Below are 21862 nucleotides of genomic sequence, written 5' to 3'. Positions count from 1 at the left end.
TGTTTCAGATGGTCTCGGCCGGAGTCGGCGGCGGGATCCAGGGCACCACGTCGACGATGCGCCCCGGATTGACGCCGATGACCAGCACTGTTGTCCCTGCCGGAATCGCTTCGACGGCACGTGCGATGTACAGCTCCGTCCCCCCTCGAATTGCCACCAGGACCTCCCCGAGCATCCCCGCTCCTCGGATCGGCGATGTGAGCGTACCGGTCAAACCGACCACGGGGTCGCTCATGGCGCGGATTTCCTTTCGCTCGTGTCCAGGCCCGCCACACTACGTCTCGCACAGCACCATTCGATATCGAAATGGCGTCGGCGAAGGTGACGCAATCGTTGGTAAGCCGGAACGGCCAGGTTGCGGGTGTGTGATCTGCTGGCATAGCACGCGGGTATGTTGCTTGCATGGGAGGACGACTCGCATTGGTTGTCGGGTCCGAGTGTGTGGCGCTGGGGGAACTGGGGTTCACCGGCGAACTCGCGACGGGGTTGTACGGGAGTTTGACCGAGGCGGGCGGGTGGAGGTCCGCGACCGAGGACGACGGTCCGGTGCTGAATCCGACTGCGGCGCAGCTGGTCACGGCGGTGGACGCGGCATTCGAGGCGGCAGGGCAGCGGCAGGCGACGTTGCTGCTGGCGTTCATCGGGCACGGGGTCGCGACCAGTGCCGAGGACTTCTATCTGCTCGGACACGACTCGCCCGCAGTGCCGAACTCGCACAACGCGTTTCATCTCACCCAGGAGATCAGGGAGCGGCTGAACCAGTCGGCCGTCGACGGTTTGGTGGTGCTGGTGGACGCCTGCGAGACCGGGCAGGGGGTGATCGGCGCGGCGCGGCGGTGGACCGATCTGCTCGCGCAGTCGGCGGGGCGGATGGAGATGCTGGTCGCGGCGGGGGAGGGGCCGGCGTTTTCCGGGTGCTTCACCCGGACCCTGCTGTCCACCTTCGACGGCGGGCTGCCGCTGCGCGGGGAGAATCTGCTGCCCGCGGATCTGGTCGATCCGATCGCCGGGGAGTGCGTTCACCAACAGCCGCAATATCTTTCGTTCACCTCGGGTGCGGTGTCGGTGGCGCACGGCGCCGATCCCGGGCTCTGGCTGGTGCCGAATACCGCGCGGCACCGCGACGCCGTAAGTGGGCGCTCGGCAGCGGGATTCGTCGATCAGCTGACGCGCGGACTGCTGGTGACACCGGATGTGCGTGAGCATCTCGACGCGATCGTGGATGCGGGCAGTAATCGGCTGCGGGTGGTGATCGGGCCTGCGGGTGCGGGTAAGTCGACTCTGCTGGCGATGCTGATCCGGCCGAGTCTGGTGGAGGGGCTGGCGGTGACCCCCGAATACATCACCGCCGCAGTGTTTCTCACCGCTGCCAGCTCGATCGAGGCAGTCGCGGCCGAGCTGGCCGCGCAGTTGAGCGCGCGACTGCCGGGTTTCGCCGAGGCGGCGCAGGCGGTGCACGCGCACCGGGCCCGAGACGAGTTCGACATCTTCGACCTGTCGGTGCGGCATCCGCTGGCGCGGTTGTCCACCTCGGGGCGCCGGGTGACGCTCGTGCTGGACGGACTGAACCAGCCGCCGGAAGGCACGCGGCGGTTACTCGTCTCCGCGATTGCCGACCTGACCAGGCGTGATGATCTGCGGCACGTGCGGGTAATCATCGGTATCCGGGACGGTACGGGCGTCGAGAACGCGCCCGCGCTGGCCCACATGTACCGGATCGAGGTGGGCGAGCCGGCCGCCGACGACATCGCCACCGCGGTCGGATCCGCGCGGGGTAGCGGTGCGCCGTCGGACCCGGCGGATTGGGTGAACTGGATCCAGTCGCTGCTGAGTCAAACACCCACGGACGTAGAGGGATCCCACGTCGTCTCCGGTGGGTGGCTGCTGGCCAAGATGCTGCTCGAGGTGGCGTCGAGTATCACCGACGGGGCCGTCGCGGAGGGGATCGGACTCGACCGGATCGTCGCGCTCCGGGTCGACGCGGCCTCGCGCGGGATGTATGCCGAAACGGACTGTGCGACGGGCACATTCCTCAGCATCATGGTGGCCGCCGGGGTCGGTCCGGTGCTGCCGATCGAGCTGCTCGATGCCGCGTTGACGGCCCGCGGGTTCGACTTGCACATCGCCCGAATCCGGGACGTGACAGTGGCTTTGGGTGCGCTGGTTACTCGGAGCCGGCCCGGCACGCCCCGCGAGTCGCTCGGCGTGACGCACGGCGCGCTGCTGCCCGGTCTGCGCGCCGAATGCCAGAAGCTCGGTGTGGAACTCGAAGACGCGCATCGGGCGATCGTGACCGCGATCAAGCAGAGTCCGAGTGATCGTGCAGCTGACTACGCACGCGGATCGGCCGTGCGTCACTGCCTCGCCTATCGGGATTCGGCCAGTGCCCTGCACTTCCTGGAACTGTTGCAGACCACGAGATCCGCGGACAACCGCGACCTTTGGGCGGCCTGGTTGCCCGCCTTCGTCGAGACCCTCGGCCCCGACCATCCCGATACGTTGACCACGCGTAGCCGCGAGGCCTACCACCGCGCCGAAAGCGGTGACCTGGTCGGCGCGATCTCGGCCTTCGAACTGCTGCTCGCCGACCGGCTTCGAGTGCTCGGCCCCGATCATCCGAAAACCCTTGGCACACGTACGAATCTGGCGACCTACCGAGCCCGGTGCGGCGACTACATCGGTGCCCGAGCGGATTACAAGCGCCTGTTCGCCGACCAGCGCCGCCTCCTCGGACCCGACGCCCCCGACACCCTGCGCACCCGAAACGATTTGGCCTCCAACCGCGCCGACCTCGGCGACCTGCCCGGCGCCATCGCCGATTTCGAACAACTACGCCTGGACCGCGCCCGCGTCCTCGGCGAAGACGACCCGCAGACCCTGCGCACCCGCAACAGCCTTGCCTACTGGCACGGCGCAAACGGCGACGTCACCAGCGCCAGAACCGAATTCGAGCAGCTCCTCGCCGACAACCTGCGCATCTTCGGCCCCGACCACCCCGCCACCCTCGCCGCCCGCAACAGCCTCGCCGCCTTCCGCGCCCGCAGCGGCGACCTCTCCGGCGCCGCAACCGAATTCACCCACCTGCTCACCGACCGCCTCCGCGTGCTCGGCCCCGACCACCCCGACACCCTCACCACCAGAAGCACCCTCGCCGACTACCACGCCGACACCGGCAACCTCCCCGACGCCATCGCCGAACTCGAGCAGCTCCTCGCCGACCGCCTCCGCGTCCTCGGCCCCGACCACCCCGACACCTTCGCCACCCGCAACGACCTGGCATCCCGCCAAGCCGAAAACGGCGACCTCCCCCGAGCCATAGCCGACCTCGAAGTCCTCCTCGTAGCCGAACTCCGAGCCCTGGGCCCCACCCACTCCGCCACCATCCGCACCCAATCCACCCTCGCCCACTGGCGAGCCCAACTGGTCAAGTAGGTATTTGCGCGCAGGCTCGTCATGAGGGCACGCGGGTATCTTGTTTGCATGGGAGGACGGCTCGCGCTGGTGGTGGGGTCGGAGTGTGCGGCGCTGGGAGCGCTCGGGTTCACCGATTCACTCGCTGGTGATCTGTATGCGGGATTGCGCGAGGCTGGCGGATGGGAGTCGGCGACGCGGATCGACAGACCAGTGCTCGATCCTACTGCCGCCCAACTAGTTGCGGCTATCAACGAGGCGTTTGCGAGTGCCGCGGAGCAGCGGGCCACGTTGTTGGTCGCGTTCATTGGTCACGGGACCGCAACCAATTCGGGTGATTTCTATTTGATGGCCAACGATTCGCCGTTGCCGCCGCGGTCGGACAACGCGTTTCACCTCGTACAGGGGATCAGGGAGCGGCTCGAAACCTCGGCGTTGGACGGGCTGATCGTCCTGGTGGATGCGTGCGAGACCGAACAGGGAGTGCGTGGTGCCGCGCACCGGTGGACCGGCCCGCTCGCGCACTCGGCGGGACGGATGGAGCTGCTCGTTGCCGCAGGTGACGGGCCTGCGTACGCTGGATGTTTCACCCGCACAATACTGTCCACATTCGGCTCCGGATTGCCGTTGCGTGGCGAGAATCTGCTGCCATATGACCTGGTCGACCCGATTGCTCGCGATTGCCTTCTGCAGCAGCCGTTGCATCTGTCCTTCACGGCGGGCACGGTGTCGGCGAGTTCGGGCGGTGATGCCGGGCTGTGGCTGGTACCCAACGTAGCTCGGCGAAGGGATGCACTCACCGGTCGTCCTGCGGCCGGCCATGTTGATCAGCTGACGCGTCGATTGTTGCTGACCGACACGATGCGAGTCTGCCTTGCCGATGTGATCGATGCCAGTGGACAGCGGCTGCGGGCGGTCGTCGGTCCTGCGGGATGCGGCAAGTCGACTCTGATGGCAACGCTGATTCGCCCGAGCGTAGTCGACGGTCTGCCCATCGCGTCCGAGTATGTCACCGCTGCGGTGTTTCTCACCGTGAGCAGCTCCTTGGAGTCGGTGGCCGAGGAGCTGTCCGAACAACTTGCCGAGCGCGTGCCGGGATACGCAGAGGCATGTCGCCTCGCCCGAAGGCGTGCCGACGCTGCGGGATTCGATGTCTTCGATATCTGTATCCGGCAACCGCTGGCTGAGGTCGCAAGGCCTGGCATTCGAATCACTCTTCTGCTGGACGGCCTGGACCAGCCAGAGGCGGGCAGTCGAAAGCTGTTGGTGGCGGGGGTCGCCGAGCTCACTCGTCGTGACGATCTACGACATGTCCGGGTGATTGCCGGCATCCGCCGAGGGTCCGATACCGATCACAACCCTGACCTCGCCCATATGTATCGAATCGAGCTGCCTCAGCCGACCGCCGCGGACATTGACGCGCTGGTTCAGGCCGGTTGGCGCGATCTCCTTCCTTACGGCCCGGCACCCGCGCCCGAAGGACCTGCACCGGATGGGGATTGGGATGAGGAGCCCGACGAAGAACTCAACATTGCGGCGGGCGGCTGGCTGTTGGCCCGGTTGCAAGGTGAAGTGAATCCGATTGTGATCGGACGTCCGACGGTGGTCACCGGAGATCTCGAAACCATTGTCGCCGAACGTATTCAGACTGCCATCTACACTACGACATCCGATATCGCGGCTGCGATAGGTCCCTTGCTCGCGATCCTCGTCGCGGCCGGTGCGGGCCCGGTGCTACCCGTCGAGCTGCTCGATGACGCGATGTCGTCGTTTCGTGAAGACCTGAGTGCGGTCCGAATTCGCGACGTCACGGTAAGTTTGGGCAGTTTGATCACACGCAGCCGGCCCGGCACCGCGCAGGAGTCCCTCGGCATCGCTCACAACTCGCTGCTACCGGAGCTGACATCGGCGTTCGCCTGGCTGGACGTCGACATCGAAGACGCACACCGAGCGATCATCTCGGCCACGCTCCGGCATACCAGCACGGCAGCGGCGGAGTACGCACGCGGGTCGACACCGCGCCACTATTTGGCATGCGGGGACAGCGGGCGGGCGTTGGCCTTCATCGCTGCTCTCGAGACGCCGCGCACCGCCGACAATCGTGATTTATGGTCGGCATGGTTGCCGTCGATCGTGGCGGCCGTCGGCTCGGATCACCCGGACGCGCTGCAGGCGAGAGAGTATCTCGCGACCCGGCGAGCGGAAAGTGGCGATCCGCGTGGTGCGTTCGCCGAATACGCGCGACTGCTCGATATCCAGCTCGAGATTCTCGGTCCGGACCATCCTGGCACGCTCAGGACCCGTCACAACCTTGCGGTATGTCTCGGTGAGTCAGGCGATCTGGCGGGAGCGGTGGCAGATTTCGCGGAGGTGCTGGCCGATCGGGAGCGGGTGCTGGGCCCGGAGGATCAGGATAGCAAGGCCAGCCGAAAGGAACTCGCGCAGTGGCGTTCGAAACGCGATGCGCAGAGATCGCCATGACCTTGTGGTGGGTAAGAGTGCCGCTCGCCCGGTTCGCACCGCGCGAGCGGCCAGGTCACTGTAGGTCGCGGGCGAGGCGGGCTGCGCCGATCGTCATGTAGGTGCCGGTAAAGGTGGCTGCGGCGAGGGCGGTGGGGCGGGGGATGTCGCCTCGGGCGACGTGGGCGGTTCCGTGGGCGGTGTCGATGATGTCGACCATCAGGGCGAGGCGTTGCCAGCGGGGGCGTTCGGGGATCGGGGCGGTGAGGTAGCCGAGGCCGAGGGCGATCGCCCGCGCGCCGAAGATGCGTGTCATGTAGGTGAGTTCGGGGGTGGGGTGGATGCCGAATGTGGTGATCAGGGTGCGCGGTACGGCGATTGCTGCTGTGCCCAAGACGATTCGGCCGATGGCCAGGCCGCGTAGTGGGCCGGCGAGTGGGAGACGAGGAGGTGGCGCGATGTTCGTAGCCATGATTGAAGAGTTCCCGAAAGGTAAAGCGGGGTCGATTACCTCCGAGGTAATCGACCCCGCTTCAGCGCGCCTAGGCCGTCCACTTTCCCCGGACACCGTCGAAGACCTGGGCGGCTGGGTCGGCGGTGATTTTGTCGGAGTCGGTGTCGTAGTCGTACAGCTCGGCGTAGCGGCCCCAGTCGATGGCGATGTCGAGTTGGCGGCGGGCGTCTTCGGGGCCGAAGCCGCGGCGGAGGAGGTCCAGGAAGAAGCCGGCGCGGAGGCTGCCGTCGGAGCTGCCGGTGAGGCCCTTGCAGATGGTGCGGACCAAAGGTGCGCGGTGGCGGGCTTGTTCGGCGAAGATGCGCTTGCTTTCCTGGATGTCGGCGGTGGTGAAGCGGATGCCGATGTCGGTGAGCAGGACGTCGCCGTCTTCGACGGTGATGAAGCCGAGCATTTCGGCGGCGTCGACGAGGGGGAGCAGGTCGTCGATCTCGAAGTTGAGTTCGTCGGCGATGTCGGGGAGGTCGGCGCGGCCGTCGGTTGCGTAGACGAGTTCGACGAGACCGGCCAGGCCGCCGACGGAGGCGTCGGGCAGCGGCTGGGCGGTGGGAGTTGCTTTGTCCGGTTCGATGACGACGGGTTCGTCGTCGCGTCCGGTGAGCAGTCCGTAGATCTGGTCGACCATGGCCTCGAACCATGGTGCGCGCCGGTCCCGCGGACGTGCTTGGGACACATGGATTTCGGCGATGATGCGGCCAGGGTTCGAGCCGAGCACGAGCACCCGGTCGGCCAGCTGCACGGCCTCCTCGATGTTGTGCGTGACGACGCAGATCGCCTTGGTGGGGAAACCGTCGGTCGCCCACAGGTTCACGAGTTCGGTGCGCAGGTTCTCCGCGGTGAGCACGTCGAGCGCGGAGAACGGCTCGTCCATCAGCAGCAGATCCGGCTCCAGCACCAGGGCGCGCGCGAACCCGACCCGCTGGCGCATGCCGCCGGAAAGCTCCTTGGGATAGGCGGATTCGAACCCGTCGAGCCCGATCATGTCGATGGCGGCGAGCGCGCGCTGCTTCCGCTCGGCCGGCGGCACGTTGCGCGCGGCGAGCCCGAGCTCGACATTGTCCTGCACGGTCAGCCAGGGCATCAGCGCGAACGACTGGAACACCAGTGCCGCACCGGGATTGCTGCCGTTGAGCGGGGTACCGCGGTAGGTGACCTCGCCGTCGGACGGCGCGATCAGCCCGGCGATGATGCGCAGCAGGGTGGACTTGCCGGAGCCGGAACGGCCGAGCAGCGCGACGATCTCGCCGCTGCGCAGCTGTAGATCGATGCCGTCGAGCACCCGCAGCTCGTCGCCGGCCGCGCCGGTGAATCGCTTGCCGACGCCCGAGATGTCCAGCAGCACATCGCGGTTGGCCTCGGTGATGGTCACGGTCATGATCGGTCTCCCGTCGAACGAGTACAGAAGGAGCGGGCGTTCACAGCGAGTACCGCCGTTCGGCCAGTGCGTAGAGCCGCCGCCAGAACAGCCGGTTGATGCCGACCACATAGATGCTCATGACCAGCACGCCGATCAGGATCCGTGGCGAGTCACCGACTTTGGTCGCCTCGTGGATGTAGGAGCCGAGCCCCGCCGCCACCAGCGTGGTCGACCCGTAGTCGACGACCTCGGAGACGATGGACGCGTTCCACGCGCCACCGGCCGCGGTGATCCCGCCGGTCACATAGCTGGGGAAGATCGCGGGCAGGATCAGCCTGCGCCACCACAGTTTTCGCGGCAGTTGCAGGTTGGCGGCGGCCTCGCGCAGATCGGTCGGCACCGCGCTCGCGCCGGCGATGACGTTGAACAGGATGTACCACTGCGCGCCGAGCGCCATCAGAATGGTGCCCGCCCAGTTCAAACTGGCTCCGCTCCACACCAATACGGCGGTGATGAACGGGAACAGGAAGTTCGCCGGGAAGCTGGCCAGCACCTGCACCACCGGCTGCGCGAGCCGGGACACCTTGGGGTTCAACCCGATCCACACGCCGATGGGCACCCACACGATGGTCGCGAACACCAGCAGCACCACGACGCGCAGCAGGGTCAGGAAACCCAGCCCGAACGCGTGCCCGACTTCGCCGAAGCCCGCGGTGGATTCGATGTAGTCGACCACCCGATACCCACCGTAGGCGACCGCCGCCGCGACCGCCGCGGCGAACACCAGATCACCCGCGCGACGCCGGACCGGCGAGGCATGCAGCGGGTACTCGGCGAGCCCGAACACGCTCATCACCCGGTCCAGCGGCGACACCAGCGGACCGAACACCTTGCCCAGCAGCAGCGGAATGTGCGAGCGCCGCAACAGATTCAGCATCACGCTGCGCGGCGCGTCGGCCGCCCCGGTGTCCTCCACCCGGAACCGCTCCGCCCACGCGGTGAGCGGCCGCCAGAACAGGAAGTTCACCCCGACGACCATGACGACCATCACGCCGATCGCGATGAACACCTTGCCGAGGTCGCCGTCCCCGGTGGCCGTCGCGACATAGGATCCGATGCCCGGCAACGCGTATTCGTGATTGTTCACGCTGATCGCCTCGGACGCGACCAGGAAGAACCACCCGCCGCCGAAGCTCATCATCCCGTTCCAGACCAGCGGGATCATGCCGCTCGGCGCATCGACGCGCCAAAATCGCTGCCAGCGTGACAGTCTCAGGTTGCGTGCCGCCTCGTCCAGCTCGCGCGGCTGCGCGGCCAGGCTGTGGTAGAAGGCGAACGCCATGTTCCACGCCTGCGAGGTGAAAATCGCGAAGATGGAAGCGCTTTCGAGCCCCAGCTGCGAACCCGGGAACAGCGCGATGAACCCGGCGACAGTGATCGACAGGAACCCGAGGATCGGCACCGACTGCAAGATATCGAGCAGCGGCAGCAACACGGTCCGGGCCCGCCGCAGCCGCGCCGCCGCCGTCGCGTAGACGAAGGTGAACAGGATCGACAACCCGAGCGCCGCGAACATCCGCAGCAGCGAGCGGGCCGCGTAATAGGGCAGCTGCCCAGGATCGGTTGACACCGTGGCCGGCGCGCTGGCCTGGTCGAACGGCACGTTCGCGCTCGCCGAGACGCGGACGACCAACCAGATCAGCACCGCCGCACCGACGAACACCACCACATCGGCGAACCGATTGCGCGGCCGATCGATGGCGCTGCCGACAGGGTAGGAACGAAGCAGAGTCATGCCTGCGGGCCCTTCACATCCGTGGTGGCGATGTGCCAACCGACGCTGGTCACCGACGGTTCGAGGCTGAGCCGGCTCACCGCCGATTCCATCTGGCGATCGTCGCGCTGGTCGCCGAACAGTTCGGCGCGCACCTCGACCCGGCCCGGCGTGCCGGTGTTCGCGCTGGAGATCGAGATCAGCTGAAAGTCCGTGCGGGTCAACGCTTGTACGAGCAGGGCGCGCACGTGCGCCTCGTTGTCGTCGTTGGTCACGGCGGCGAACGCGTAGGACGTGGGCTGCTCGTGCCCGGCTTCGGGCTGCTTGTCCACGGCCCGCCCGGCGGCGCGCAGCGCGACGTTGACGCCCACCACCGCGACCGTGCCCGCCGCCGCGGTGCTGAACATCCCGGCGCCGGCCAGCGCACCGACCGCCGCCGCGCACCACAGGGTGGCCGCGGTGTTGAGGCCGCGCACGTTGAGTCCGTCGCGGATGATCACGCCCGCACCGAGGAAGCCGATGCCGGAGACGATCTGCGCGGCCACCCGGGTCGGGTCGGCGTCGCCGCCGGAGAAGCCGTGCGCCGACAGCAGCACGAACAGCGTGGCGCCCGCCGCGACCAGCGCATTGGTGCGCAGGCCCGCCATCCGGGCCCGGTATTGCCGCTCGAAGCCGATGGCCGCGCCGAGGCCGACCCCGGCGAGCAGCCGCAGGATCATTTCCACTGTCGTCATGACCGCACTCCCTGAACAATCGTCAGCGCACCGTCGAAAACAGCAGGTTACGGGGTAGATCCCGAAATGAAATCGGCTGTTGAGGTGTCACCGGGTGAATACTTGGCAAACTGGGGATACGGATAATTACCGCCGGGCATCCGGCTCACCTCCTTCGTCCATCTGCGCACGGCAAATACCGCACGGTACGTACGTGATCGTTGCAGAGCGCAGCAGTGAAATCCGACAAAAACGCCGGTAAAGCACGTCTCCTCGTAAGACCTTTGGCACTTCACGGCGTAAACCCGGGGACCGGGAGCCAATCGGGATCACCCCTTAATCCGGGGAGATCTGTCCTGACCCGGGGCGTCTCTCGACGTTCGGGGTCGCTGGCCTGTTTCCGTGAAGGAGCCTCAGCGAACGATCGGCACCTTGCGCTGGCCAGTAAACACCCGAACGGAAGCATTGGCAACCCGGATGTGATCGCGGTCGCATCGGCATGCCGAATTACGTTGTGCGCGAGCCCGGCTCGCGGCGGATCAGGATTTGTACAGCGAGCGGTACGCGGTGATCACCGCGACGCAGTGGTCGGTGATCTCGTCGCGGGTGGCGCGCAGCGAGCCGTTGAGCCAGGCGGAGAACATGCCCGCGTTGCCGCTGGCCATGGTGACTGCGGCCAGCCTGCGCTTGACCGGATCGTCGATGTGGGAGAACAGGTGATCTTGCATGAGCCGGGTGAACACCGGCATCACCGAGATGGTGGTCTGGCCGAGGCCGGTGCTGGAGTACGGCTCGACCAGGAACAGCCGGGATTTGCGCGGGTCGTCGAGCACCTTGTCGACCAGGATCCGGGCCAGTTCGCGGTCGCGGGTCGGCTCGTCGGTCGCGGCGAACGCGGTCATCGGTTGCAGGAATTCCTCGGCCACCTGCCGGTAGAGCACGTCCAGCAGTTCGTCGCGGCTGGTGAAGCTCTCGTAGAAGTACCGGTCGGTGAGGTTGGCCCGGCGACAGACCGCGCGCATGGTCACCCCGCTGGCACCCGCCTCGCCGATCAGATCCAGCGCGGCCTCGAGTAGCGCGGTGCGGCGGGCCTCCCGGCGTTCGGTGAGGGTCGTGCCGCCCCAGATCCGTGGGCCCGCGTCGTCGTCTGCTTCCTGGCCTGATTGCACCGCACCAGACTAGTGCCTGGTCGGCGGCGACCGGCCCGACCCGCAGCGGATGGCCGGTGCGATCGGCGGAAAGGCGGCGCGCCCCGGATATCGGGGTCTTGCCGTTTCGGATTCGGGACGTCCATCCCGCGGCCACGATCGGTTCACCCGGGCTCGATAGCGTGCGCCGATCAGTCAGGCCGGGCAGCGGAGGGTAATGGCGAGTGGACGGCTCCGCGGCGGGGGTCAGACCGGGGGAGTACATCGACGGTGTGCCGCCGAATCATGCGCTGCGCCAAGCCGTTCGGTGGCCGGCCAGGCGGCGGGCGGTGCTCGCCCGTGGACCGCGTCCGGCGCAGATACCGCTCGCCCCGGCGCAGGAGCGGATGTGGCATTCGCCGGACGGCGCGTCGAGCGACTGGAATGTGGCACGCGCCGTGCGCATTTCGGGTCAGCCGGTGGATCTGTCCGCGCTGACCGTCGCCCTGGGTGATGTCGTCGACCGGCACGAACCGCTGCGCACGTGCTATCCGGCGACCGCCTCGGGGCCGATCCAGGTGGTCGTTCCTTCGGCCGACGCGGTGATCGTGCTGGAGGTCGTCGTGTCGACCGAGGCCGAATTGCCCTGCCGTATAGAGGAATTCGCGGCGGTTCCGTTCGATCTGGGCACCGAGCTGCCCTTCCGTGCCCGGGTGTGCGTGCTGGGCCCGCACGACCTGGTGCTGATCTTCGTCGCGCACCACATCTCGATCGACGGCCGATCCGTCGCGCCGCTCATGCGCGACCTGGCCACCGCCTATCTCGCGCGGCGCGCGGGCCGAGCGCCGGGGTGGCCGCCGTTGCCGGTCGCCTACGCCGACTACACCTTGTGGAAGCACGCCCAGCTCGGCGACTACGGCGACGAGTGGAGCCGGGCGACACAGCAATTGCGCTACTGGGCCAATACGCTGGCCGGTCGTCCGTCCGTGCTCGAATTCGCTTGCGCACGAGAACATCCGAAGGACAGGGTCCGGGACAGTTCCGGAGCCACCGTGCCGGTCGAATTCGACGCGACGGTGCATCGAGCGCTGCTCCTGCGCGCACAGCAGGCGCGCGCGAGCCTGCTGATGGTGTTGCAGGCGGCGTTCGCGATCGTCGTCGGCGCGCTGGCGGGCAGCACGGATGTCACCCTCGCGACGGCGGTGGCCGGTCGCGACCACCGCCTGCTCGACGACCTGGTCGGCAACTTCGCCGACGACGTCCTGCTGCGCATCCGCCTTGACCGCGCCGCCGACCTGGACGAACTGCTCGAACAGGTCCGCCGGGTCACCCTGGCCGCGTTCGCCCACCCGGACACGCCGAACCCGCGCCTGCGGCGATGCCTGCTGCAGGACGCCAGCTGCCCGCTGTTCCAGGCCACGCTGATCCTGCAACGCGGCGCCGCTCCGGCCTGCCCGGATGGACAGGCCGTCACCGAGGTTCCCACCGGCGTGACCCGGGCGAAGCACGACCTCGAATTCGGCCTGGTCGAGCGGTACGACCGGGTCGGCGCGCCCGCCGGGGTGGACGGGGTATTCACCTATCCCACCGCGCTGTTCGACCACGCGACCGCGGTGGAGATCGTGGCACTGTTCACCGCGACGGTCGCCACCGTGGCCGACGGCTATCGCGGCCCGGTCGATCCGCTGCTGACCGCGGGCTCGCTCAGGGCAGGACCAGGCAGACCGGCCCGACGTTGACCCCGTTGCCGACGGTCGCTGTGGTCGAGACGAACGCGCCCGAATTGTGCACCGCGAACACGCTGTGATTGCCGGGGACCAGCGGCGTCCACTTCGCGGTGACCGTGCCGGAGGACGGGACGGTGATCCAGCCGCCGGGATCGAAGACGCCGGTGGCGTCGAAGAAGCCGACGACGTCGCCGGGCGCCGCGGTGGCCGTCGCGATGTAGGAGCAGGTGGTGCCGAACGCGGTGGAGCTGCCGAAGCTGAGGCCTGGCGCCACTCCGACCGCGGTGACCGCGGCCGGCGCGGCGGGTGCGGTGAGCACCAGCGCCCCGGTGATGGCGCCGAACGAGGTCAGTGCGGCGGCGACGGTTTTCTTCGACCGGTACATGATGAATCATCTCTCTCGGACGTGGATAGCGCTGGGTTGCGCGCGTGCTGAGTAGTCTCCGCGCGACGCGAAAGTGACACGCGCGGAATTGGCGGATGGCCCGCGCGCGTCACCCGCCACTTTCCAGCGGCAGCCCGGCATCCCGCCAGGCAACGATGCCGCCGGCCAGGCTGCTCGCGTCGTAACCGGCCTGCTTGGCCCGGGTGGCGAAGCGCAGCGACAGCTCGCCCACCGGGCAGACGAACACCAGCGGTCGCGACCGGGAGAACGGGACGCCGTGCGCGAACATGTCGTCGAGCTGGTCGTCGCGGATGTTCAGCGCGCCGGGCACGTGCCCGATCCGGTAGGCCATCGAGCCGCGGGTGTCCACGATGGTCGGCTTGCCGGTGCGGTCCAGCTCGGCCAGTTCTGCGGGCGAAAGGGCCGGCGTCGCAGCCTGTTCCGTGGCGGTCGGGGACGGCCGGTGGGCCGCGCGGTCGAAGAGCTCCGGCCTGCGCTTCTTGATGTAGGACAGGTACGGTTCCAGCCGGTCGCAGACGATGAAGACGGCGACGATCGGCCCGTCCGCGCGCTCCGAAATATTCGCTGCGGCAAGGGTTTCCAACGCCGCCGCGTAGCTGGCCCCGCTGGTCGGCCCGGCGAGGATGCCGTAACCGGTCGCGAGGCGCAGTGTCGCGTCCACCGCGGTCCCGGCCTCGACGGTCACGATGTCGTCGTAGAAGTCGGCTTGGAACAGGCCGACATCCCACATCTCGCTCTCCGAGCGGATCCCGGGAATGAAGTCGGTGCGGTCGGAAACGACGGCGACGGTGCGTAATTCGGGATTGTGCTTGCGCAGATAGGTGGCCGTTCCCCGGGTCGAACCCGTGGTGCCGAGCCCGCCGATCAGGTAGTCGACCCGGTTGATGCCGTCGGCGGCCAGGTCCTCGTGGATCTCCCGGCCGGTGCCGTGATGGTGCGCCTCGATGTTCTTCTCGTTGGTGTACTGCGAGGGGTGATAGTAGGCGTCCGGCTGCTGCGCCATGGTCGCCTCGATCACCGAATACACGTCGTTCGGCGTGGTCGGATCGGGACACTCGGACAGCCCGGGCAGCTCGACGATCTCGGTGCCCAGCAGCTGCAACAGATCTCGCACCTCGGCGACCTTGATCCGGTTGGTCACCGCCCGCAATCCGACGCCGTGCATCGCGCCGAGAATCCGCAGCGCCTTCGCGGTATTGCCGCTCGACGCCTCGATGAACGTCTGCCCACCGGCCACGATCGCGTCGAACTCGTCGCGGATCATGCCCCACGCCACCCGGTCCTTGACCGAGCCGAAGGGGTTGTAGGACTCCAGCTTCGCGTACAACTCGACGTCGGGCAGACCGTGCACCGCGGGGTCGAGCCGCAGCAGGGGAGTGTTGCCGATGAGTTCGGTGATGTGGTCGTAGCGCATCAGGACGCCTCGGTGGGTATGCGCGGCGAACGTCGCGGTGCGGTGTGGTGCTCGATCGGCGGGTCCGGTGCGTACTCGGCGTCCGGGCACACCTGGAAGTCATTGCCGCGGTGCGTGACCGCCAGTTTGATCGGCGGCGGCCGCATGGACGCCGTCGCCGCGGACAGATCCATGTGGTAGGCGCCGGTATTCGGGAACACCACCAGATCGCCGGGGCTCGGTCGATTCGGCAGCCACACCTTGTGATTGGTGATCAGATCACGCTCCAGGCAGAGCCGTCCGGCGAAATACACACCGACAGGAGTTGTTTCGGTCGGATACTGCCGCGGCAGGATGATCGGGTCGACCATCACCTCCTGATCGGCCGGCGTCACCGAGTCGCGGCTCAGATCGAGATTGACCAGCACGGTGCCGTCGGCGATCTCCTTGACGAATTCGACCGTGGCCACCGTCACCCCCGCGTGATCGACCAGCGCTTTGCCCGGTTCCAGCCACAGATCGAGCAGATTGTCCGAGATCACCTCGGCGATCGTGCGTCCGCCGTGCCGTTCCAGCGGCGCGGTGAACAGGTCCTCGAGCATCGTGGTCGGCGGAATCGTGTTGGCGTACTTGTGGAATACCGGAATCCCGTGCACCGCGCCACCGCCGACGTGATAGCCGAAGGTGTTGCTGCCCCAGCTCATCGGCTCGCCGCGGCCGAGCAGCGATTCGCGCAGCGCGTGCACATAGTCGTCGAACCGATCGGCGTCGGCGGTGAACACCTGCCGGTACCCGCCGCCGATGTCGAGCACCGACGGCGTCAGCCCGTGGCCGTACGCCCGCTCGACCAATGCCAGACACGCATCGATGGCGCGAATCCGTTCACCCGTGTCGCCCGAGTCGAGGTGAAACGCGAACCCGAGGAACGTGATTCGGTCCCGATGCGCCGCCAGCAACTCCAACGCCCGCTCGACGTGACCGAGCGGCACCCCGAACCGGCTCACCTGCGCGTCATCGAAGCCCGAAACACGCAGCAGCACCGGCACTTCGGCGCGATTACCGGCCAACTCGGGGATCCGTGCCAACTCCCACAGGTTGTCCACGTTGATCGTGATGCCGCGCTCGATCAGATCCCGCAGGAACACCTCACCTTTCGGCCCGGTCACCTCGATCCGCTCGGTGCCGAACCCGGCGGCGACCGCGCTGGCCACCTCCTGCGGTGACGCGGCATCGATCGCGATCCCGGCCCGCGCCGCCGTCCGCACGAACGCCCGAGACTGATTCGCCTTGTGCGCGTAGCAGATTCGATACCGGGTCAGCAGCCGATCGAGCACCGAACGGAATTGCGCGAGGTTCTCCGCGTACACCTGCGGAAACACCAGGTGCACCGGCGATCCGAACCGATGCAGCGCCGCCGCCACGGCGCCCGGGGTATCGAGGAAGGCGCGCACCAGCGGATCGATCTTCGCGGGCAGCGCCGGTGTCGGAGCCGTCATACCGCGGTTTCCGACGGCTGGGCGGCCGGCGCGCCCTCCGCGGCGATCTCCGGCCGCTCGGCGACCGGGTTGTAACCGCCGTCCCGGATGGCCTCGAAGGCCCTGGCCCGGTTGCGCGGACTGCGGAACTCGGCGACCACCCGCTTGCTGATCAGATCGATCTCGACCACCCGGATGTCCATCGACTCCAGTACCCCGCCGATCGTCCGGACACAGTGCTTGCAGGTCATATCTGGCACATAGAAGACCTGGTCCTCGGCGGTGGCCGCCCGATCGGCGGTGTCGGCGTCCAGCTCGGCACTCACCTCGACGAGGTCGCAGCGCCCGGCGACCTGGGCGAACACCGCGACGAACTGATCGACGACCACCGGCAGGATGCTGTAATGCCCGCCGCCGAGGTGGTGCGGCATCGCGGCCAGGCAGGCCGGCCTGGTCCCGGCCGGCAGCAGTGCGTACTGGCGGGAGATGAGGTCGAGGTCGTCGTGATATTTGGCCAGCGCCTCCGGAATGCTGAGCCCCTCGACGTGGGTGGCCCGGCGCATCACCGTGTGCGCGTCGGAAATCGTGGCGTCCTTCATCGCGCGCAGCGTCGCCACGGTCTCGGCGGAGTAGCGCACCGTGCCGTCGGGCTGCGCGATCAGGGTCACCGGAATCATCCCGCGCCGGTAGGTCGAGGCCTGCAACTCCCAATACCAGCGGGTGGCGACGGCCGAGAAGAGGCCGGATTCGTGCATGCCCAAGGCGAATTCGGCCGCGCCGCGATACGGCGTCTGCCTGGCCAGCAGCGCGTGCTGGGCCAGCGCCCGCCCGGCGGCCTCGATCCCGACGCGGAAGATGTCCATCGGGTCGTGATCGGTGGTGGTGCCGTCCAGCATCGCGTGCTCGCGCGGACCCAGCGCGGAAATGCGTTCGGCGAACGCGGTATTCGCGCTCAGCGCGTGCCACAGCGCGAGTACGGTCTCGCGCATGGCGATCGGGATCAGCGGGCCGAGGCCGTCGGCGCGATAGTGCCCGGTATTGGGGATGCCGTCGCTGTCGGTCCAGGTGATCCGGTGCGTGGCGCTGGTGACCTGGTAGGCGCGGCAGGGCCGCATGAACCGTTCCAGGTACAGCCGCTGCGAGTAGGTGAGGTGACTGTTCGGCTCGGTATGCAGTGCGGTGCAGGTGAATTCGAACCTGCGCCGGTCGGGGACGGGCACCGGCGCCGCGAACAGACCCGGCTGCGCCAGCCCGGCGAGCACCCGGGACGCGGCCCGCCGGTCGTAGCGCGGGGTGTCCATGGTCATCTGACCTCCTCGGCAATCGTCTTGACGCACTGGGTGAATCGGTCGATCTCGTCGGTGGTGTTGTAGATGTGCGTGCTGACCCGCACCGAGTCGTCGGCGTCGGCGAGCCGGGCGCCGGCGGCGCTGTCCGCGAGCGCGACCGTGCAGTGCAGTCCGGTGCGGACCAGGAAACCCAGCTCGCTCAACACGAATCCGAGGTCGGTGGTGGAAATGCCGTCGAGGGTGAAGGAGGTGATGCCGTAGCCGACCGCGTTCGGCGCGTGCGCGGGCCCGGGCAGGAAGTCGAGGCCGTCGATCGGCCGCAGGCCGTCGATGAGGCGCAGGGTCAGCTCGCGATTGTGTTCCTCGATGGCGCCGATGTCGAAGGACTCCAGCACTTCCAGCGCGCTACCGAGCGCGAGAATGCCCGGGATGTTCTGTGTGCCGCCCTCGAGCAGCGCGGGCATCGCCGCCGGAATCAGTCCAGCCTCGCTCACCAGCACCCCCGAGTTGCCGCCGGGCAGGAATGGCACCAGACTAGCGTGGACTCGCCTGTGGCAGTACAGGATTCCGGTTCCCGGCGCGCCGAACATCTTGTGCGCGGCGAAGATCGCGAAATCCGCGCCGAGTTCGGTGACGTCCACCGGCACGTGCCCGCCGCTCTGGCTGCAGTCGTAGCACAGCAGAATCTCGGGGTCGAGCAGGCCGCGCAGTGGTGCGAGGGTGGTGAGGCCGCCGTATACGTGGTGCAGATGGCTGGTGGTGATCAACCGGGTGCGCGGGGTGACTTTGGCGAGGATGTCGGCGGTGTCGGCCTCGCCGTCGCCGGTCACCCGGTAGGGGACCAGTTCGATCCGCCGCCCGAACCGGGCGAGTAGGCCGCGTAGGTGGTACCAGGGGTGCACGTTGGAGGCGTGATCGGCTGGGCTGTACAGGATTTCGTCGCCGTCCTCCAGCGCGGCCAGCCCCCAGGACAGGGTGACGGCATTGAGCGCCGCGGTCGCGCCACCGGTGAAGACCACCTCGTCCGGATACTGCGCGCCGATGAACGCCGCGGTGCGATCCCGGATCCGGCTCAACCGGGTGGTGAGACTGGTCGCCCACGGATAGGTGCCGCGGCCGGCATTGGCGGTTCGTGAGCTGTGATAACGATGAATGGTCTCGATGACCGGCAGCGGCTTCTGCGTGGTCGCGGCGCTGTCGAGATAGATCTCGGTGGATTCGGCCAGTGCGGGGAAGAGCTTGCGCAAGTCTGCCGGGGCGGCCCACGCGAAATGCGGCCTCGAGGCATGGGATCGCAACGTGACGCTCCCTCCGCAAAACCCGTTCACAAGGTGCGTTGGACGCCACCCACGATACGCACTTTTACCGGCGTCTTCGAAGGTTATCGAGGGCAACGGCTTTCACCCACTAGGGTGGAGCCATGGCATTGACCTTGAAAGAGCGTCAAGAGTTCCTCGCGCAGCCGCACGTCGCGGCGTTGTCCGTGGCCGGCGGCGCCGGCCGGGGCCCGCTATCGATACCCATCTGGTACCAGTACGAGCCCGGATCCGAGCCGTGGCTGATGACCGGGGCGGACTCCCGGAAACTCCGGTTGATCAAGGAGGCCGGGCGTTTCACCCTGATGGTGCAGCGCAGCGAACCGACCACTCGGTATGTCTCGGTCGAGGGCTCGGTGTCCAGGATCGTTCCGCTGACCGACGAACTGCACGTGGAAATGGTCAAGCGCTATCTGAGCGGTGACGCCGTCGACCATTACCTGAAGCAGGCAGCCGGCTTCGGCGATCAGGTCGTGGTGTACCTGCGACCCGAGCACTGGCTCTCGGCCGACCTCGGCAGCGCCTAGCGACGACCGCGGGCCGCCGGGCTCAGTACTTACCCTGGAGATACTCGACCAGGTGCTGACGCTCGGTGGCCAGCTCGGAGATCGCGCTCTTCACCACATCGCCGATGCTGACGATGCCGATCAACCGGCCCTGATCGACGACGGGCAGGTGCCGAATCCGATGCTCGGTCATAGTGTTTCGTAGTCCGTCGACCCGGTCGTCGGGCGCGCAGGTGCGCACGTCGGTGGTCATGATCTCCGAAACCGGGGTGTCGAGCAGCTCCGCTCCACGCGCGTGCAGATTGCGCACCACGTCGCGTTCGGAGATTATGCCGACGATCCCTTCCCCGTCACGTGACACGACAACCGCGCCGATATTGTGTTCGGCCAAGGTGGCCAACAAGCTTCGAATTGTCGTGTCGGGTGCGATCGTGGCGACGTCGCTACCTTTTCTGCGCAATATCTCGGCTATTCGCATACTTTCACCATCCAGTGTCCGCGGCAGTTTCAGGATCCCAAGCTTGTGCTCCGGTGACCAGCACGAATCCGTTACAGGTCACGCGCCGGTCACAAGCGGCGGGTGACGCTGTTGTCCAGATCGCGGGCGAGCAGGGCGATGGCGGCCTGCGAGATCCCCGCCGAGGTGGCGAGATCGATGGTGGTCAGCTGGGCGATCCGGCGCAGCCGGTAGTCGACGGTATTGGGGTGAACGTAGAGCTGGCGTGCGGTGAGCTGGCGGTTCATGTCGTTGGCGAGGTAGGCGCGCATGGTCTCGAACAGTTCGGTGTGCGCCTCGAGCGGGTCGAGGATGGTGGCGATCCGCCGGGTTGCCGGGCCACCCCGGGTCAGTTGGTATTCCACGGCCAGGTCGGCCATTTCGTAGAGGCCAGGGGGCTTGCCACCGACGCGCACCAGATTGAGCAATTCGTGTGCCTGGTCGGCGGATTCGGGCACCTCGTCGGTATCGCTGGCGACCACGGTCGCGGTGAGCGGCACCTCGGCGGCCTCGGCCAGTTGCGCCAGTGTCTCGGCGGTCATGGCGGCCTCGCCGTTCTCGCCGACCGGGATGAGCATCGTGCCGCCCTTGGTGCTGAGCAGCGCGAGCGCGCGGGAGGCGAAGACGGTGGCGAGTGCGGATTGCAGCCTGCGTAGCTTGCGCCTGGCGGCGACGTTCGCGTCGACCCGGGCGTCGCGCTCGTCCGGATGTTCCGAAAGGGACAGGGCGACTACCTGATACGCGTCGGCGATCGGAATGCCGGCCTGCCGGGCGAGGGCGGAACTGCCACGGCCGCTCAGCAGCGCGGAGGCGAGGGTTTGGGCGGCGGTCTGGTGTTCCTTGGCGACGAGATGCTGCTCGTCGACGTAGGCATCGGCCACGGCCGCCGTGACGGCCTCCAGTAGTTCCAGCATCAGATCCGTGGCGACCAGCAGCTGGTCGACGTCACCCGCCCGGGCCGGCGCGGTGACCAGGCCGAACGCGATGCGCACGCCTTCGTGGTAGCCGCGCAGAATAGTGCTGAGCGGCACGCCTTCCCGGGCCCACTGGGCGGCGGCCTCGCGGACCTCGCCGAATTGTTCGTCGCCGGGAACCGTACGCCGGTCGAACATTTCGGCGACCAAACCCAGGCAGCTGCGGGTGAGTTTGGTGACGTCCCCGCGCAATTGTTCGCCGGGCAGGGTGCGGCATGGCGCCATGCAGGTGGCGAAATAACCCACCATCCGGGAGGCCACCCGGTCGGTGTTCTGCAACGGCACCGAAGCCGGCTGGCCACCGATTTCCAGGGCCGTGTCGGACGAATCAGCGGGAAGATGCAGCGCGGAGAAGGTCATTCGGGTCGCTCCATTGCCACGTCGGGCGTAATAGAACTGTGCCCGAATCGTTCGGCTCACTATACGAAAGGGTTCTGCGCCGGGGGAGTTATCGGCGAGATCCATTGGGAGCCTACGGCATTATCGGGTGACCTATTCGTGACATCGCACTGTGCCGGGACGGCGGCGCGCATCCGGGTTATGCTGCGTGGAATGTTCGGCAGCTGCGAACATCGATGCGTGCCAACGGATTCGAACGACTACTCGTCGTCGAGGCCGGCGGAGAGGTAGGCGGCCGCGGCCAGCCACTGCCTGCACTGCGGTCCATGGACCTCGTGGGCGGACAGGATGTCGCGCGCCTGCCGATAGGTGAGGCCGGGTGGTTCGACACCGCAGTCGGACACCGGAACCGGAGCGGGACATTGCCGCAAAGTCTCGACGCCGGTGCCGATGACGGCAACCCGGCGGGGAGTCCGGAATGGCTGGCTCATTCGACCGCCCCTCGCGTGTGGCGTGTGGGGAGTTGCTGTGTAGGCGCCGCCGGCTCGAATCTCCCTGCGTACCTCCCCGAATATGTGACCGAGT

At 67.6% G+C, this 21862-nt stretch carries 18 protein-coding genes and 1 riboswitch; of the genes, 4 read left to right on the top strand and 14 right to left on the bottom strand.

Features of this window, described 5'->3' with window-relative positions; translation table 11 throughout:
• Positions 1–4: 4 nt before the first annotated feature.
• Entirely contained in the window at positions 5–175 is a 171-nt protein-coding gene (locus tag F3087_RS10385; protein WP_317983914.1) for a hypothetical protein, read from the bottom strand.
• A 227-nt stretch (positions 176–402) separates the two neighbouring features.
• Here F3087_RS10385 and F3087_RS10380 point away from each other — a divergent pair, with 227 nt between their 5' ends.
• Both F3087_RS10380 and F3087_RS10375 read left to right on the top strand, forming a co-directional pair.
• Positions 403–3432: a tetratricopeptide repeat protein gene (locus tag F3087_RS10380; RefSeq protein WP_150401609.1), complete on the top strand. Its 3030-nt coding sequence runs from the start codon at positions 403–405 to the stop codon at positions 3430–3432.
• A gap of 48 nt (positions 3433–3480) precedes the next feature.
• Positions 3481–5892, top strand: a complete 2412-nt coding sequence (locus F3087_RS10375; RefSeq protein ID WP_223884976.1) for a tetratricopeptide repeat protein — start codon at positions 3481–3483, stop codon at positions 5890–5892.
• Positions 5893–5947: 55 nt separating this feature from the next.
• Here the strand turns inward: F3087_RS10375 and F3087_RS10370 are convergent, their stop codons facing one another.
• The 5 genes from F3087_RS10370 to F3087_RS10350 all read right to left on the bottom strand — a co-directional run bounded on the left by F3087_RS10370 (position 5948) and on the right by F3087_RS10350 (position 11398).
• Positions 5948–6343 carry a hypothetical protein gene (locus tag F3087_RS10370; protein WP_223884975.1) on the bottom strand — a complete coding sequence of 132 codons (396 nt, stop codon included), beginning with the start codon at positions 6341–6343 and terminating at the stop codon, positions 5948–5950.
• A 70-nt stretch (positions 6344–6413) separates the two neighbouring features.
• Positions 6414–7760 (bottom strand): ABC transporter ATP-binding protein, encoded by a 1347-nt coding sequence (locus F3087_RS10365; RefSeq protein ID WP_150401608.1) that lies wholly within the window; start codon positions 7758–7760, stop codon positions 6414–6416.
• A 40-nt stretch (positions 7761–7800) separates the two neighbouring features.
• Positions 7801–9537, bottom strand: a complete 1737-nt coding sequence (locus F3087_RS10360; protein ID WP_150401607.1) for an ABC transporter permease — start codon at positions 9535–9537, stop codon at positions 7801–7803.
• A complete protein-coding gene (locus F3087_RS10355) occupies positions 9534–10250 on the bottom strand; it encodes an MgtC/SapB family protein (RefSeq protein ID WP_150401606.1) in 717 nt (238 codons plus the stop codon). The genes F3087_RS10360 and F3087_RS10355 overlap by 4 nt, the downstream gene beginning before the upstream one ends.
• Positions 10251–10490: 240 nt before the next feature.
• Positions 10491–10661, bottom strand: a riboswitch (M-box (ykoK) riboswitch).
• A gap of 107 nt (positions 10662–10768) precedes the next feature.
• Entirely contained in the window at positions 10769–11398 is a 630-nt protein-coding gene (locus F3087_RS10350; RefSeq protein ID WP_150401605.1) for a TetR/AcrR family transcriptional regulator, read from the bottom strand.
• A gap of 203 nt (positions 11399–11601) precedes the next feature.
• Here F3087_RS10350 and F3087_RS10345 point away from each other — a divergent pair, with 203 nt between their 5' ends.
• Positions 11602–13095 (top strand): condensation domain-containing protein, encoded by a 1494-nt coding sequence (locus F3087_RS10345; protein WP_223884974.1) that lies wholly within the window; start codon positions 11602–11604, stop codon positions 13093–13095.
• Here the strand turns inward: F3087_RS10345 and F3087_RS10340 are convergent.
• From F3087_RS10340 to F3087_RS10320, 5 genes are all read right to left on the bottom strand, one after another.
• The gene (locus tag F3087_RS10340; RefSeq protein ID WP_150401604.1) at positions 13061–13468 is read right to left on the bottom strand and encodes a hypothetical protein; all 408 of its coding nucleotides are present in this window, start codon (positions 13466–13468) and stop codon (positions 13061–13063) included. The genes F3087_RS10345 and F3087_RS10340 overlap by 35 nt on opposite strands.
• 109 nt (positions 13469–13577) lie before the next feature.
• Positions 13578–14903 (bottom strand): pyridoxal-phosphate dependent enzyme, encoded by a 1326-nt coding sequence (locus F3087_RS10335; protein WP_150401603.1) that lies wholly within the window; start codon positions 14901–14903, stop codon positions 13578–13580.
• Positions 14903–16378, bottom strand: coding sequence for an alanine racemase (locus F3087_RS10330; protein ID WP_150401602.1), 1476 nt, complete (start codon positions 16376–16378; stop codon positions 14903–14905). Before F3087_RS10330 ends, F3087_RS10335 begins: the two co-directional genes overlap by 1 nt.
• Positions 16375–17664, bottom strand: coding sequence for a heavy-metal-associated domain-containing protein (locus tag F3087_RS10325; protein ID WP_150401601.1), 1290 nt, complete (start codon positions 17662–17664; stop codon positions 16375–16377). Before F3087_RS10325 ends, F3087_RS10330 begins: the two co-directional genes overlap by 4 nt.
• Entirely contained in the window at positions 17661–18944 is a 1284-nt protein-coding gene (locus F3087_RS10320) for an aminotransferase class V-fold PLP-dependent enzyme (protein ID WP_223884973.1), read from the bottom strand. The genes F3087_RS10325 and F3087_RS10320 overlap by 4 nt, the downstream gene beginning before the upstream one ends.
• 122 nt (positions 18945–19066) lie before the next feature.
• Between F3087_RS10320 and F3087_RS10315 the strand changes: the two genes are divergently transcribed.
• Positions 19067–19489 carry a pyridoxamine 5'-phosphate oxidase family protein gene (locus F3087_RS10315; RefSeq protein WP_150401600.1) on the top strand — a complete coding sequence of 141 codons (423 nt, stop codon included), beginning with the start codon at positions 19067–19069 and terminating at the stop codon, positions 19487–19489.
• 22 nt (positions 19490–19511) lie between these two features.
• On the opposite strand, the gene F3087_RS10310 is transcribed toward F3087_RS10315, so the two are convergent.
• From F3087_RS10310 to F3087_RS10300, 3 genes are all read right to left on the bottom strand, one after another.
• Positions 19512–19946 (bottom strand): CBS domain-containing protein, encoded by a 435-nt coding sequence (locus tag F3087_RS10310; protein WP_150401599.1) that lies wholly within the window; start codon positions 19944–19946, stop codon positions 19512–19514.
• Positions 19947–20035: 89 nt separating this feature from the next.
• Positions 20036–21298, bottom strand: coding sequence for a PucR family transcriptional regulator (locus F3087_RS10305; protein WP_150401598.1), 1263 nt, complete (start codon positions 21296–21298; stop codon positions 20036–20038).
• A gap of 239 nt (positions 21299–21537) precedes the next feature.
• On the bottom strand, positions 21538–21768 hold the full coding sequence (locus tag F3087_RS10300) for a hypothetical protein (protein WP_150401597.1): 231 nt from the start codon (positions 21766–21768) through the stop codon (positions 21538–21540).
• Between the last annotated feature and the right edge of the window lie 94 nt (positions 21769–21862).

The organism is Nocardia colli (assembly GCF_008704205.1).
Lineage (GTDB): Bacteria > Actinomycetota > Actinomycetes > Mycobacteriales > Mycobacteriaceae > Nocardia > Nocardia colli.
The sequence above is the reverse complement of the archived record's forward strand: the minus strand, read 5'-3'. Positions and strand labels throughout refer to the sequence as shown.

Coding starts and splice junctions, on each gene's coding strand:
- F3087_RS10385 (WP_317983914.1), bottom strand. CDS start 175: ATGCTCGGGGAGGTCCTGGTGGCAATTCGAGGGGGGACGGAGCTGTAC.
- F3087_RS10380 (WP_150401609.1), top strand. CDS start 403: ATGGGAGGACGACTCGCATTGGTTGTCGGGTCCGAGTGTGTGGCGCTG.
- F3087_RS10375 (WP_223884976.1), top strand. CDS start 3,481: ATGGGAGGACGGCTCGCGCTGGTGGTGGGGTCGGAGTGTGCGGCGCTG.
- F3087_RS10370 (WP_223884975.1), bottom strand. CDS start 6,343: ATGGCTACGAACATCGCGCCACCTCCTCGTCTCCCACTCGCCGGCCCA.
- F3087_RS10365 (WP_150401608.1), bottom strand. CDS start 7,760: ATGACCGTGACCATCACCGAGGCCAACCGCGATGTGCTGCTGGACATC.
- F3087_RS10360 (WP_150401607.1), bottom strand. CDS start 9,537: ATGACTCTGCTTCGTTCCTACCCTGTCGGCAGCGCCATCGATCGGCCG.
- F3087_RS10355 (WP_150401606.1), bottom strand. CDS start 10,250: ATGACGACAGTGGAAATGATCCTGCGGCTGCTCGCCGGGGTCGGCCTC.
- F3087_RS10340 (WP_150401604.1), bottom strand. CDS start 13,468: ATGTACCGGTCGAAGAAAACCGTCGCCGCCGCACTGACCTCGTTCGGC.
- F3087_RS10335 (WP_150401603.1), bottom strand. CDS start 14,903: ATGCGCTACGACCACATCACCGAACTCATCGGCAACACTCCCCTGCTG.
- F3087_RS10330 (WP_150401602.1), bottom strand. CDS start 16,378: ATGACGGCTCCGACACCGGCGCTGCCCGCGAAGATCGATCCGCTGGTG.
- F3087_RS10325 (WP_150401601.1), bottom strand. CDS start 17,664: ATGACCATGGACACCCCGCGCTACGACCGGCGGGCCGCGTCCCGGGTG.
- F3087_RS10315 (WP_150401600.1), top strand. CDS start 19,067: ATGGCATTGACCTTGAAAGAGCGTCAAGAGTTCCTCGCGCAGCCGCAC.
- F3087_RS10310 (WP_150401599.1), bottom strand. CDS start 19,946: ATGCGAATAGCCGAGATATTGCGCAGAAAAGGTAGCGACGTCGCCACG.
- F3087_RS10305 (WP_150401598.1), bottom strand. CDS start 21,298: ATGACCTTCTCCGCGCTGCATCTTCCCGCTGATTCGTCCGACACGGCC.
- F3087_RS10300 (WP_150401597.1), bottom strand. CDS start 21,768: ATGAGCCAGCCATTCCGGACTCCCCGCCGGGTTGCCGTCATCGGCACC.